The following is a 12,417-nucleotide window of genomic DNA, read 5'->3' on the forward strand; positions in this document are numbered from 1 at the left end:
CCATGACGGATCGCACGGCACCGCTCGGCATGGGCTTCACCTGGCAGCAATTGCGGCTGGGGCAGCGCTTCCGCACCTTCGGCCGCACCGTCACCGAGCACGACCTGATGGGCTTCGTGGCGCTCACCGGCATGCAGGAGCCGCTCTTCGTCGATGCGACCCATGCCGGGGCGCTGGGGGCCCGCCCGGTGCCGGGCGCGCTGACCCATGCGCTGATCGAGGGGCTGGTGCTGACCGGCATGGCCCATGGCACCGGCCTCGCCCTGCTTGAGACCCATATCCGGCCGCTGGCGCCGGTGCGCGTCGGTGACACGATCCATGCCGAGATTGAGGTCACCGAGATCCGCCCCACCAGCCAGGGCGGCCGCGCCGTGGTCCGCAGCGCCATCCGCGTGCTGAACCAGCGCGACGAGCCGGTGATGGACTACGATGCGACGCGACTGATCCGGGGAGACGAGACCGCATGATCCACCGCCGCCACCTGCTGGCACTCGGCGCCGCCGGCCTCGCCACCCCAGCCCTGGCCCAGCCTGGCTTCCCCGACCGGCCGGTGCGGCTCGTCGTCGCCTTCCCGCCCGGCGGCCCGACCGATGTCGTCGCCCGAATCCTCGCCGAGCGCATGGCGCGCGAGCTGGGCCAGGCGATCATCGTCGAGAACCGCGGCGGCGCCAACGGCAACATCGCCGCGGAGGTCGTGGCGAAGGCGGAGCCGGATGGCTACACGCTGCTCTACAACACCTCCTCCATCGTCATCAGCCGGGCGCTCTACCGGCGCCTCAGCTACGACCTGCTAAAGGATCTCGCGCCGGTTTCGCTGACCGCCGCCTCGCCGCTGGCACTGGTGGTGAATCCGGCCGCGCCGCCGCGCACGCCTGCCGAGTTCGTCTCCTGGCTGCGCGCCAATCCGGGGAAACTCAGCTATTCCTCGGGCGGCGTCGGCAACATCTCGCACCTCGTCACCTTCCTGGTGCTGAACCATATCGGCGGCGAGGCGGTCCACGTCCCCTATCGCGGCACCGCCGCAGCGCTGACCGACACGGCGGCGGGCAACGTGCAATTCACCTCCGACACGGTGGTGACGGCGCTGCCGATGATCCAGGAGGGGCGGGTGCGCGCCATCGCCGTCTCCTCCGCCGAGCGCTCGCCCCTGCTGCCCGAGGTGCCGACGATGACCGAGGCGGGGCTGACGCCGCCCGGCTTCGACCTCGGCGCCTGGCAGGGCATCCTCGCCCCGGCGCGGACGCCACCGGCCGCCGTCGCCCGGCTGAACGCGGCGATGGCCGTGACGCTCGCCGATGCGGATGTCCGCGCCCGGCTCGCCGCCCAGGGCGCCAAGCCGACCGGCGGCAGCGCGGCCGACTATGCCGCCTACATCCAGTCGGAGATCGGCCTCTGGACCAAGGTGGTGGCGGATAGCGGCGCGACGGCGGAGTGAGCGGCGGCATCGCCATCCGGCCGGTGGAGGAGGCCGACCTGCCGGCGCTCCCCGGCCTGCTGGCCCAGCTCGGCTACCCGATGGCGGCGGAGGAGACAGCCCGCCGCCTCACCGCCGTCCTCGCTGCGCCCGGCCATGCGGTGCTGGTCGCGGTGCGGGAGGGGGCGGTGCTCGGCCTGATGCACCTCTTCCTGCGCCCGGCGCTCGAGAAGCCGCCCGAGGTGGTGGTGCAGGCGCTGGTGGTGGAGGCGGGTCTGCGCGGCTCCGGCCTCGGCGGACGACTCCTGCGCGCCGCCGAGGCCTGGGCGCGGGCGCAGGGCCAGAACTCCGTCTCGCTGCATTCCGGCGCGCAGCGCGAGGCGGCGCACGCCTTCTACGCGGCGCGGGGCTATGCGCGCGTCGGCGGCGCGGTGCTGTTCCGCAAACAGGTCTAGGCGACGGCGCGCCGTACCCGCTCGCTCTCCGTCTTCAACTGTCCGCAGGCCGCCAGGATGTCCCGCCCGCGCGGCCGGCGGATCGGGCTGGAATAGCCGGCATCGTTGAGGATGGCGGCGAAACTCGCCGTCTGCTCGTAGGTGCTGGTCTGGTAGGGGCTGCCCGGCCAGGGATTGAACGGGATCAGGTTGATCTTGGCCGGGATGCCCTGGAGCAGCCGCACCAGTTCCCGCGCCTCGGCCTCGCTGTCGTTCACCCCGCGCAGCATGACGTATTCGAAGGTGATGCGTCGTGCATTGCTCGCGCCCGGGTAGCGCCGGCAGGCATCGAGCAATTCCTTGATCGGATACTTCCGGTTCAGCGGCACGATCTCGTCGCGCAGCTCATCCGTCACCGCATGCAGCGAAACGGCGAGGTTGACGCCGAGCTCCTGCCCGCAGCGGTCCATCATCGGCACGACGCCGCTGGTGCTCAGCGTGATGCGCCGGCGCGACAGGCCGATGCCCTCGCCATCCATGATGATGCGCAACGCCTTCGCCGTGTTCTCGTAATTGTAGAGCGGCTCCCCCATGCCCATGACGACGATGGTGGACAGCAAGCGTGGCTGATCGTCCTTCGGACTCGGCCATTCGCCGTAGCTGTCCCGCGCCGCCATGAACTGGCCGACGATCTCGGCGGCGCCGAGATTGCGGACCAGCTTCTGCGTCCCCGTATGGCAGAAGCGGCAGGAGAGGGTGCATCCCACCTGCGTGCTGATGCAGACGGCGCCGCGGTCGGCATGGCGGTCGGGAATGTAGACCGTCTCCACCTCCTGCCCGTCGCGCCAGCGGAACAGCCACTTGCGCGTCTCGTCTGAACTGGTCTGCACCGTCGCCGCCTCGGGCCGGCCGACGGTGAAGCGCTCGGCGAGCTTCGCCCGCATCGGCCCGGCGATGCTGGTCATCGCGGCGAAATCGGTGACGCCCTGGTGGTAGATCCAGTGCCAAAGCTGCTTCGCCCGGAACGGCTTCTCGCCGAGCGCCGCCAGCTCCGCCACCAGCTCCTCGCGCGAGAGGCCGACCAGTTCCCGCCGTCCGTCCGGCAGCGTCGCTTCCGGCGGGTTGAAGAGCGCGGACTTGGCGAGGATGCGCTCGCGCTCGGTGCTGGTGAGATCGCTCATCCACGGCCTCCCGACGGACATTCCTTGGAGATCGCCTCATAGGCGGCGGTGAAGCCGGCGAGGGGGAAGGTGTCGGAGGTGGTGCCCCGCCCATTCGCCCCCGGGCCGCGCAGCAGCAGCTCCCGCCCGTTGCGCATCGCCCGGACCACGGCGCTGCCGTCCCGCGCCGCGGCGGTGGAGCCGGCGGTGTAGAAGGGCAGGTCCGTGCCGCCGATCACCGCCGTCGCTTCGGCATTGCGCGGATAGGCGTAGCCGGCCGAGACCGTCACCGTATCCCGCCGCCCCGGCCGATGGGTCACTGTCAGCAGCACCCCCTGCCGGGTGGTGCGGGTGAAGGCGTAGCAAACCTTCTGCCCGCCCTCCGAATAGGCCGCAGCGATCCAGGACTGGTAGTCGCCGAGCTTCTGCGGCCGGGCCTGCTGCGCATGGGCCGCCAGTGGGACCGCCGGGGCGATGGCGAGGGCGAGGAGAAGGCGGAGAAGCGCACGCATGCCGCTGGGAGCACCTGTCAGGGCCGGACCGGCACGGCCGCGGGGGAGGCGGCGCCGGGTCGGCGGAGGTCGGATGAAGGTGGGGCCGCGGGGGAGGCGGTCTTAGCCGGTAGATAAGGCCCCTGCGGCGCCGCAGCAACCGGGCTGGTGCCCCGGCGCGCTCAGCCTTATGCAACCCGGCCATGACCGACGCTCCCGACAGGCATCTGGCCGCCCAGTACGAGGCCTTTCCCTACCCCGCCCGCGACCCGCGGGAGGAGGCGCGTCGCCTGATCGTCGGCAGCCCGAGCCACCTCCGCGAGATCGACCACTGGGTCTTCGGCAGCCGGCGCCCCGCCTCCACCCCCCTCCGCGCCCTCGTCGCGGGCGGCGGCACCGGCGACGGAACGATCATGCTGGCGCAGCAGATGGCCTGGGCCGGCCGCCCCGGCGAAGTCACCTGGCTCGACCGCAGCGCCGCCGCCCGCCGCATCGCCGAGGGCCGCGCCGCCGCCCGCAAGCTCGGCAACATCCGCTTCGAGAACGGCTCGCTGCTCGACCTGCCGGGGAACGGCCTCGGCCCCTTCGACTACATCGATTGCTGCGGCGTGCTGCACCACCTGCCGGACCCGCTCGCCGGGCTCCGCTCCCTGACGTCCGTGCTGGCGCCGGGCGGCGGCATCGGGCTGATGGTCTATGCCCCGCATGGTCGCACCGGCGTCTACATGCTCCAGGACGCCCTCCGCCTGCTCGCGCCCGAGAGCGAGGCCCCACCCGCCCGGATCGACACCGCCCGCCGCCTCTGGCGCCAGGTGCCGGAGACCGCCTGGCTGAAGCGCAATCCCTGGCTGACCGACCACATCTCCGGTGGCGATGCCGGGCTCTACGACCTGCTGCTGAACCCGCGCGACCGCGCCTACACCGTCTCCGACCTTGCAGCGCTGGTCGCCGAGGCCGGCCTCCGCATCGCTTGCTGGGTCGAGCCGGTGCGCTACGACCCGGATGCCTATCTCCCCGATCCCCGTCTCCGCGCCCGGACCGCCACGATGACGCCTGTCGAGCGCGCGGCGCTGGCCGAGGCCGTCACGGGCAACATGGGCATCCACATCCTCTACTGCCGCCGCGCGGAGGAGCCGGAGCCTGAGCGCCCCTGGGAGGACCCGGATTCCGTCCCCACCCTCCGCGAGATGGACGGCGCCGCGCTGGCGAAGGGCCTGCCCCGCGACGGCACGCTGCCCGTCACCTTCGACGGGCTGCGGGTGAACCTGCCGCTGCCGCGTCTCGCCGGCGCCATCCTCCAGCGCGTGGACGGCCGCCGTCCCTTCGGCGCAATCGCCGACGAGCTGGCGGCGAACGGCGTCTCCCGCGAGGCCTTCTGGCGCGACCTCGCCGCTCTCCGCCGCAGTATGGAAGCGATGAACCGCTTGCTGATCGCCGCCCCGGCGTGAGGGCGGCCATCATCATCTTCGGCGCCGCCGTCCGCCCCGACGGCAGCGCCAGCCCGACGCTTCGCCGTCGCGTCGAGGCCGCCGCCCGCTTCGGTGCCCGGCTCGCGGACCCGTTCTACATCCCGACCGGTGCGCAGGGCCGCTTCGGCCCCGCCGAGAGCCATGTCATGTCGGAGCTGCTGCAATCCTTCGGCGTGCCCGCCGGGCGCATCGCCGAGGAGCCGACAGGGACCGACTCGCTCTCCTCCGCCCGCGCCTGTGCCGCCCTGCTGCGGCGCCTCGGCCACGACGGCCCGGTCTATGCCGCGACCAGCCGCTTCCACCTGACGCGCTGCGTCCTGCTGCTGCGTATCCTGGGCCTGCCGGCCCGCCCGGTGCCGATCGGCGGCTCCGCCGGCGCGGAGGGCTTCACCCGCCGCTGGTACTGGCGCCTGCGCGAGGTGCCGGCCATCCCCTACGACGCCGCGCTGGCGCTCTGGCACCGGCTGCGAGGCGGATAGCTCGACAGTCTCCTTCCGCCTTGCCATCCTCCGCCCAACGGAGGAACCAAGGATGATCCAGCCCATCGGCGGCGCTGCCGCCTGGCGTCCGACGCAGCTCGAAGCCTCGGGCGGCTGGCTGCGCCGGCTGACCACGGCCGAGATCGCCGACCTCGACGCCGGCTTCGCCCGGCTGAAGGCGGGCGGCAAGGGCATGCTGGAGATGACGCGGGAGGATTTCCCGCTCGGCCCCTTCGCCGCCGTGCTCGCCGAGGCGGCGCGGGAGATGGAGAGCGGCATCGGCTTCCGCACCCTCCGCGGTATCCCGGTGGAGCGCTACTCGGTCGAGGATGCGCGGCTGCTGTTCTGGGCGATCGGCACGCATCTTGGCGTGGCGCGGCCGCAGGGCAAGGCGAGCCAACTCATCTCCGACGTGCGCGATGCCGGCGGCACCTATCGCGGCCATGGCGGCCGTGGCTACAACACCAATGCCGAGCTCGACTTCCACACCGATGGCAGCGACGTCGTCGCGCTACTCTGTCTCAAGACGGCGAGGAGCGGCGGCCTCAGCCGCCTCGCCAGCTCGGTCGCCATCCATGACGCACTGCTGGCGGAACGCCCGGAGCTGGCCGAAACCCTCTACGGCCTCCTGCCCCACAGCCGGCAGAAGGAGGAGGCCGCCGACGAGACGCCGACCTACCTGGCGCCCGTCTACAGCCTGAAGGACGGCCACTTCGCCGCCCGCTACATCCGCAACCATATCCGCGCGACGCAGCAGATCGAAGGCGAGCCACGCCTCTCCGAGCGGCAGCACGAGGCGCTCGACGCCATCCAGGAGATGGCGAGCAGCGACGCCTTCTGCTTCTCGATGTGGCTGGAGCCGGGCGACCTGCAACTCGTCAACAACCACGTCCTGATCCACAGCCGCACCCATTACGAGGATTTCGAGGAGCCGGAGCGCAAGCGCCATCTGCTCCGTCTCTGGCTTGCGGTACCGGATGGACGCCCGCTCTGCGACGCCATGCGCGAGGTCTACAAGAGCACCGCCCCCGGCAGCGTCCGCGGCGGCTTCAAGGGGCAGAACCTGCCGCCCGGCCTCGCCGCCTGGCAAGCCCGCGCCGCCGCTGCGCTCGGCATGCGCGACACCCCGTACTGAGGCCCGGCCGATGCCCGTCACCCGCCGTGCTGCCCTCGCCGCCGCCCTGTTCGCTGGCCGCGCCCATGCGCAACCCGCCTGGCCGAGCCGTCCCGTCACCATCATCGTCCCTTACTCGCCAGGGGGCGGCACCGACATCTTCGCTCGCGCCGTGGCGGAAGGCATGCGTGAGGCGCTCGGCCAGCCCGTCGTCGTGGAGAACCGCGCCGGCGCCAACGGCGTGGTCGGCGCCGAGTTCGTGCAGCGCGCACCGCCCGACGGGCACATGCTGATGGTGGCGACCGGCGCGCATGTCATCAACCGCTATGCCATGCCGGCCATCCCCTTCGACCCCGTGAAGGATTTCGCCCCGGTCTCGATGCTGTCCGGCTATCCGCTGGTGCTCGCCGCGCATGGTGGCCAGCCCTACGGCGACATCGCCGGCCTCATCGCTGCAGCCAGGGCGCGGCCCGGCAGCATCGCCTTCGGCTCCACCGAGGCGGCGACCAGCTATGCCGGCAACTCCTTCGCCCGCCAGGCCGGCATCCGGCTGATCGAGGTGCCCTACCGCGGCAGCGGCCCGCAGCTGAACGACCTCGTCGCCGGCCACGTGCCACTCGCCGTCACCAGCACCGTCGCCGTGCTTCAGCATGTGGCGAGCGGCGCGGTGAAGGTGCTCGCCGTCACCTCGGCCCGCCGCTCCGCCCTGCTGCCGCAGGTGCCGACGATGCAGGAGGCCGGGCTCGCGGGCTACGAATTCAACGGCTGGTACGGCCTGTACGGCCCGTCCGGCCTGCCGCCGGCGCTCGCCGCGCGTGTCTTCGCGGCGGTGCAGGCGGCGCTGGCGAAGCCCGCCATCGGCCAGCGCCTGGCCGAACTCGGCGCCGACCTGGCGACGCTGGGCCCTACCGACTTCGCGGCCTTCCTGGAACGCGACAACCGCCGCTGGGCCGAGGCCGCCGCCGCCGGGCTGATCACCGCCGCGAACTGACCCCCGTTGGCGGCGGATGAAACTCCTTCCATCCGCGACGTCCATCCCGGGGCCTGCGCTACGGCCAGGTCCCCAGGATGGGAGGTGCTGGCCATGGATGCATTTTCCAGCCGCGGCGCGATCGGCGGGGCGATTTTCCGTGGGCAGGGCCATTGAAATGCCCGCCGATCCGGCGCCTTCTGCGGCCGTTCCGCGGTGCGTCGCACCGCCCGGCTGAGAGGTAGGCCCGCCATGTCCCGCATCCTTCGCCTTGCTGCTGCGCAGATGGGTCCCAACCAGCGCACCGACAGCCGCGAGGACATCCTCGCCCGCATGATTGCGCTGCTGGAGCAGGCAGCGGGGCAGGGGGCGAAGCTGGTGGTCTTCCCCGAGCTTGCCTTCACCACCTTCTTCCCGCGCTGGCTGCTGGAGGGCGCGGAGCTCGACCAGCATTACGAGAGTGCGATGCCGAACCCGCAGGTGCAGCCGCTCTTCGACCGGGCACGCGCGCTCGGCATCGGCTTCTATGTCGGCTATGCGGAGCGGACGCCGGACGGGCAACGCTTCAACGCCGCCATCACCACCGGGCCGGACGGCGCGATCCTCGCCAAGTACCGCAAGGTCCACCTGCCCGGCTCGGTCGAGCCGCGGCCGGGCGACCGCTTCCAGCAGTTGGAGAAGCGCTACTTCGAGTATGGCGACATGGGCTTCCCCGCCTTCCGCGGCCCGGCCGCCTGGGGCGCGCCGGTCATGGGCATGCTGATCTGCAACGACCGCCGCTGGCCGGAGGCCTGGCGCGTCTATGCCCTGCAGGGGATGGAGCTGATGGTGCTCGGCTACAACTCAGCAGCCTACGACCCGAATGGCGGCAAGACCGAAAACGAGGAACTGCGCACCTTCCACTCGATCCTGGCCGCGCAGGCCAATGCCTACATGAATGCCACCTGGGCGGTCGCCGTGGCGAAGGCGGGGAACGAGGACGGCTCGGGCCTCATCGGCGGCTCCGTCATCGTCGATCCGAACGGGGTGGTCGTGGCGCAGGCGAAGACGCTCGGCGACGAGGTGCTGGTGGCCGATTGCGACCTCGATCTCTGCCGCCAGGGCAAGGAGAAGATGTTCAACTTCGCCGCCCATCGCCGGCCGGAACATTACCGCCGTATCGTCGACCAAGTGGGCGCCGAGCCGCCGCAGTAATCGCGGCCCCTACCGGCCGGAGCCCCGCGTCGGGTCGAGCCCGGGACGCAGCGGCAGCTCGACGGCCGCCATCCGCTCCATCTGCGTCTCGCAGAAGTTCGCCTCGATCCAGAGCCCCTCGAGCGGGACGATGGAGGGCATCCGCGTCCTCACCGCGACATGCTCGCCGACGCGCATGCAGCGGTTGGCGACGACGCCGGCGATCGGCGCCCAGACCTCGGTATCCTCAAGCGCGATGCGGGCCGAGGCGAGCGAGGCCCCGCCGCGGCCAGCGTCGCCTGCCACCAGGGCGTCCGCATCCACCTGCTGCAATGTCTGGCGTTGCAGGTCGAGATTGGCCTTGGCCTCCAGCACCGTGGCACGCGTCGGCTGGTCGGCCGCGGTCAGATCGTCGAGCCGCGCCTGGGTGCCGGCACCGGTCGTCCGCAGCTCCCGCAGGCGGGAAAGGTCGATGCTGTTGCGTCGCCACAGGGCGAGGAGCGCCAGGGACCTGGCCCGGGCGAGGGCGAAGAGCACCAGCGGCAGCGGCCGTTGCGGCGGCGGGAAGCTGCGCATGGCCCCGACCATCATGGTTACCTGTAGCAGGCCGATGGCGAAGCCGCCGAGCAGCCGCGCCAGCAGCGCCGCCTCGGGCGGCAGGCCTAGCCAGCCGAGCAGTCCCGCGAACCCGCCGGCGGCACCCACCGCGCGCCGAAGAGAGGCGCGGCGACCAGGACCGCGGCACTCTCGGCGGCCGCGCCCCCGTCGTCACCGAGGAAGCCTCGTCGGCGGAAGGCCCGAGCACGCCGCCAAGATCGCGGCCGCCAGCCCATGCACCTGGCCCGATAGCCCGCCGAGCAGCGCGGCGATCCCGGTGCAGGCAAGGCCGCGCCGGGCGGCGGCCAGCGGGCTCATGGGGCCGGCAGCGCCGCCGGGCCTGGGCAGACCATGGGCATCAAGGCAGGGAGCAGGTCCCTCGGCGCCCCTCAGACGCGCATGGGCATCAGCACATAGAGCGCTTCCGGCTTCGCCGCATCCGTCACCACCGTCGGCGCGCTGCCATCGGCGAAGCGGAACTCGACGAGGTCGCCGATCTGGTCGGTGATGTCGTTGAGGTAGCGCGCCTGGAAGCCGATCTCGAGCGGCGAGCTGTCATACTTCACCACCTCGTCGTCCAGCTCCTCCTGCGCCTGACCCTGCTCGGCGGATGTAGCCGAGAGCAGCAGGCGGTTGCGGTCGAGCGAAAGCTTCACCGGCCGCGAGCGCTCCGAGCTGATGGCGGCGACGCGCCCCACGGCCTCGGCGAACTCCTTCTTCTGCACCCGCAGGATCTTGTCGTTCCCGCGCGGGATCACGCGGTCGTACTCCGGGAAGGTGCCGTCGATCAGCTTGCTGGTGAGCTGCACCGCGCCGATGTCGAAGCGGATCTTGGTATCCGACAGGCGGATGGTGATCTCGTCCTGCACTTCCTCGGCGAGCTTGCGCAGCTCGTTCACCGTCTTCCGCGGGATGATGACGCCCGGGATGCCCGCCGCGCCATCGGGCAGCGGCTCCTCGACGCGGGCCAGCCGGTGCCCGTCGGTCGCCACCGCCCGCAGCACCGGTGAGCCCTCGCTCTCCGTCGCATGCAGGTAGATGCCGTTGAGGTAGTAGCGCGTCTCCTCCGTGCTGATGGCAAAGCGGGTGCGGTCCACCAGCTCCCGCAGCTGCCCGGCGGAGAGCGAGAACTGGTGCGGCAGCTTGCCCTCGGTCATGGAGGGGAAGTCCTCCACCGGCAGCACCGCCAGGTCGGTGTTGAAGCGCCCGGCGCGGAGCTTCAGTGCCGCATCGCCCCCGGCATGGTCGAGCTCCACCTTGGCGCCCTCGGGCAGCTTACGGACGATCTCGTAGAGGGTCGCCGCCGGCGCCGTGGTCCGCCCAGGCCGGGCGACCTGCACCCCCGGCACCTCCTCGACCACGGCGATCTCCATATCGGTCGCCGTCAGCTTCAGCAGGCCGTCCTGGGCGGACAGCAGGACATTGGCAAGGATGGGGATGGTGTTGCGGCGTTCGACCACGCTCTGCACATGGGCGAGCGCCTTGATCAGGATCGCCCGTTCGACCGTGAACTTCATTTGACCCAGGCTCCCCCGACACCCGAAACGAACTCAGGCTATCATTCTAACAGCCTTGATTCGCAAGGGTAAGCAGGGGTTTCGCTCAGGTCTCGAGCATCTTCCTCAGCAGCGCCACGTCCTCGGCAAAGCCGGCATCGGCCTCCATCAGCTCGGCGATGCGGGAGACGGCGTGCATCACCGTGGTGTGGTCCCGGTTGCCGAAGCGGCGGCCAATCTCCGGCAGGCTTCGCTGGGTGAGCTGCTTCGCCAGGTACATCGCCACCTGCCGCGGCCGGGCGACGTTCCGGGCCCGCCGCGCGCTGCTCATGTCGGTCAGGCGGATGTTGTAGTGCTCGGCGACCTTCTTCTGGATCTCCTCGATGGAGACCCGCTTCTCATGCGCGCGGAGGACGTCGTGCAGCACCTCATGGGCGCTGTCGATGGTGATCGGCCGGCCGAAGAGATTAGCATGCGCCACCAACCGGTTCAGCGCGCCTTCCAGCTCGCGGACATTGGTGGTGATCTTGTTCGCCAGCAATTCCAGCACCTTGGGCGGCACCACTACCTGCGCCGTGGCCGCCTTGGCCTGCAGGATGGAGAGGCGCAGCTCATAGGTCGTGGCATGGATGTCGGCGACCATGCCGCAGCCGAGCCGCGTCCGCAGCCGGTCCTCGATCCCCGCAAGGTCGGAGGGCGACTTGTCGGAGGAGACGATGATCTGCTTGCCCTGATCGACCAGGGCGTTGAAGGTATGGAAGAATTCCTCCTGCGTATTGTCCTTGCCGATCAGGAATTGCAGGTCGTCGATCATCAGCACGTCGACGGCGCGGAGCGTCTCCTTGAACTCCATGGTATTCTGGGAGCGCAGCGCCGCGATGAAGCGGTACATGAATTTTTCCGCGGACATGTAGGCGACGGTCCGCTGCGGATCATGGGCACGGATCGCCCAGGCCGTCGCATGCATCAGATGCGTCTTGCCCAGGCCCACGCCGCCATAGAGGAAGAGCGGGTTGAAGCCCGGGCTCGCTGGCTTCTCCGAGACCCGCCGCGCGCAGGCATGGGCGAACTCGTTCGGCTTGCCGACCACGAAGGTGTCGAAGGTGAAGCGCGCCTCAAGCGGCACGACCCAGTCGGAGCGCGGCTCCGGCGCCATGCGCGGCTCCGCCGCCCGCGGCGCCAGCGGCTCGGCGAGGCCCCGCCCATCGACGCCTGCGCGCTCCTCCGCACCGGCCAGCACCGCCTCGGGCGGCGGAGTGGCGGAGACGCGAATCTCGACGCGCCGCACCTCCGGGTATTCGGCCTGCCAGAGCACGCGCAGCCGGTCGCCGTAATGGCTGTTCACCCAGTCGCGCAGGAAGCGGGTGGGGAGGAGGATGACGGCATCCTCGCCTTCCACGCCAGCGAGCGTCATCTGCCGCAGCCAGGTGCGGTATTCGACCTCGCCGACTTCTTCGCGCAGGCGGCCGCGGATGCGGGCCCAGCCGGCAGCCAACTCTCCGGAGGATTGGGGTGGCAAGCGGGCCGGCCTCCTGTTCGATCCATACGAAAGCCAGCAGTCGCCAGCCGATGGGTCGCGCAAGGGTGCGTGACCTGCGCGGCGTTTCGGGTCTGTGCTGC

At 71.1% G+C, this 12,417-nt stretch carries 14 protein-coding genes; 8 read left to right on the forward strand and 6 right to left on the reverse strand.

The features are described 5' to 3' along the window. Window positions 1-2 precede the first annotated feature (2 nt). From JMJ56_RS12925 to JMJ56_RS12935, 3 genes are read left to right on the forward strand one after another with little or no spacing between them, the layout of a single operon-like run. Window positions 3-467 (forward strand): MaoC family dehydratase, encoded by a 465-nt coding sequence (locus tag JMJ56_RS12925; RefSeq protein WP_202832175.1) that lies wholly within the window; start codon window positions 3-5, stop codon window positions 465-467. Next, window positions 464-1,435, forward strand: coding sequence for a Bug family tripartite tricarboxylate transporter substrate binding protein (locus JMJ56_RS12930; RefSeq protein WP_202832176.1), 972 nt, complete (start codon window positions 464-466; stop codon window positions 1,433-1,435). The genes JMJ56_RS12925 and JMJ56_RS12930 overlap by 4 nt, the downstream gene beginning before the upstream one ends. Continuing rightward, window positions 1,432-1,869: a GNAT family N-acetyltransferase gene (locus JMJ56_RS12935; RefSeq protein WP_202832177.1), complete on the forward strand. Its 438-nt coding sequence runs from the start codon at window positions 1,432-1,434 to the stop codon at window positions 1,867-1,869. The genes JMJ56_RS12930 and JMJ56_RS12935 overlap by 4 nt, the downstream gene beginning before the upstream one ends. On the opposite strand, the gene rlmN is transcribed toward JMJ56_RS12935, so the two are convergent. Continuing rightward, a complete protein-coding gene (gene rlmN / locus JMJ56_RS12940; RefSeq protein WP_202832178.1) occupies window positions 1,866-3,029 on the reverse strand; it encodes a 23S rRNA (adenine(2503)-C(2))-methyltransferase RlmN in 1,164 nt (387 codons plus the stop codon). The two genes, JMJ56_RS12935 and rlmN, sit on opposite strands and share 4 nt — an antisense overlap. After that, the gene (locus tag JMJ56_RS12945) at window positions 3,026-3,520 is read right to left on the reverse strand and encodes an invasion associated locus B family protein (protein ID WP_202832179.1); all 495 of its coding nucleotides are present in this window, start codon (window positions 3,518-3,520) and stop codon (window positions 3,026-3,028) included. The genes rlmN and JMJ56_RS12945 overlap by 4 nt, the downstream gene beginning before the upstream one ends. Window positions 3,521-3,702: 182 nt before the next feature. Here JMJ56_RS12945 and JMJ56_RS12950 point away from each other — a divergent pair, with 182 nt between their 5' ends. The 5 genes from JMJ56_RS12950 (at window position 3,703) to JMJ56_RS12970 (ending at window position 8,725) form a co-directional block, all read left to right on the forward strand. After that, window positions 3,703-4,947: a class I SAM-dependent methyltransferase gene (locus tag JMJ56_RS12950; protein WP_202832180.1), complete on the forward strand. Its 1,245-nt coding sequence runs from the start codon at window positions 3,703-3,705 to the stop codon at window positions 4,945-4,947. Continuing rightward, on the forward strand, window positions 4,944-5,447 hold the full coding sequence (locus JMJ56_RS12955) for a YdcF family protein (RefSeq protein ID WP_202832181.1): 504 nt from the start codon (window positions 4,944-4,946) through the stop codon (window positions 5,445-5,447). Before JMJ56_RS12950 ends, JMJ56_RS12955 begins: the two co-directional genes overlap by 4 nt. A 52-nt stretch (window positions 5,448-5,499) precedes the next feature. After that, complete coding sequence (locus JMJ56_RS12960; protein ID WP_202832182.1) at window positions 5,500-6,582, forward strand: TauD/TfdA family dioxygenase; 1,083 nt, start codon at window positions 5,500-5,502, stop codon at window positions 6,580-6,582. Window positions 6,583-6,592: 10 nt separating this feature from the next. Beyond that, window positions 6,593-7,552 carry a tripartite tricarboxylate transporter substrate binding protein gene (locus JMJ56_RS12965; RefSeq protein ID WP_202832183.1) on the forward strand — a complete coding sequence of 320 codons (960 nt, stop codon included), beginning with the start codon at window positions 6,593-6,595 and terminating at the stop codon, window positions 7,550-7,552. Between the two features lie 231 nt (window positions 7,553-7,783). Then, window positions 7,784-8,725 (forward strand): N-carbamoyl-D-amino-acid hydrolase, encoded by a 942-nt coding sequence (locus tag JMJ56_RS12970; RefSeq protein WP_202832184.1) that lies wholly within the window; start codon window positions 7,784-7,786, stop codon window positions 8,723-8,725. A gap of 9 nt (window positions 8,726-8,734) precedes the next feature. On the opposite strand, the gene JMJ56_RS12975 is transcribed toward JMJ56_RS12970, so the two are convergent. The 4 genes from JMJ56_RS12975 to dnaA form a co-directional block, all read right to left on the reverse strand. Continuing rightward, window positions 8,735-9,409, reverse strand: a complete 675-nt coding sequence (locus JMJ56_RS12975; protein ID WP_202832185.1) for an HlyD family secretion protein — start codon at window positions 9,407-9,409, stop codon at window positions 8,735-8,737. Between the two features lie 63 nt (window positions 9,410-9,472). Continuing rightward, complete coding sequence (locus JMJ56_RS12980; protein WP_202832186.1) at window positions 9,473-9,619, reverse strand: hypothetical protein; 147 nt, start codon at window positions 9,617-9,619, stop codon at window positions 9,473-9,475. A 71-nt stretch (window positions 9,620-9,690) separates the two neighbouring features. Beyond that, window positions 9,691-10,818, reverse strand: a complete 1,128-nt coding sequence (gene dnaN / locus JMJ56_RS12985) for a DNA polymerase III subunit beta (RefSeq protein ID WP_202832187.1) — start codon at window positions 10,816-10,818, stop codon at window positions 9,691-9,693. 85 nt (window positions 10,819-10,903) lie between these two features. Next, on the reverse strand, window positions 10,904-12,316 hold the full coding sequence (dnaA, locus tag JMJ56_RS12990; RefSeq protein ID WP_202832188.1) for a chromosomal replication initiator protein DnaA: 1,413 nt from the start codon (window positions 12,314-12,316) through the stop codon (window positions 10,904-10,906). Window positions 12,317-12,417 lie beyond the last annotated feature (101 nt).

The sequence above is a fragment of the Belnapia arida genome (assembly GCF_016773205.1).
Classification (GTDB): Bacteria; Pseudomonadota; Alphaproteobacteria; order Acetobacterales; family Acetobacteraceae; genus Belnapia; species Belnapia arida.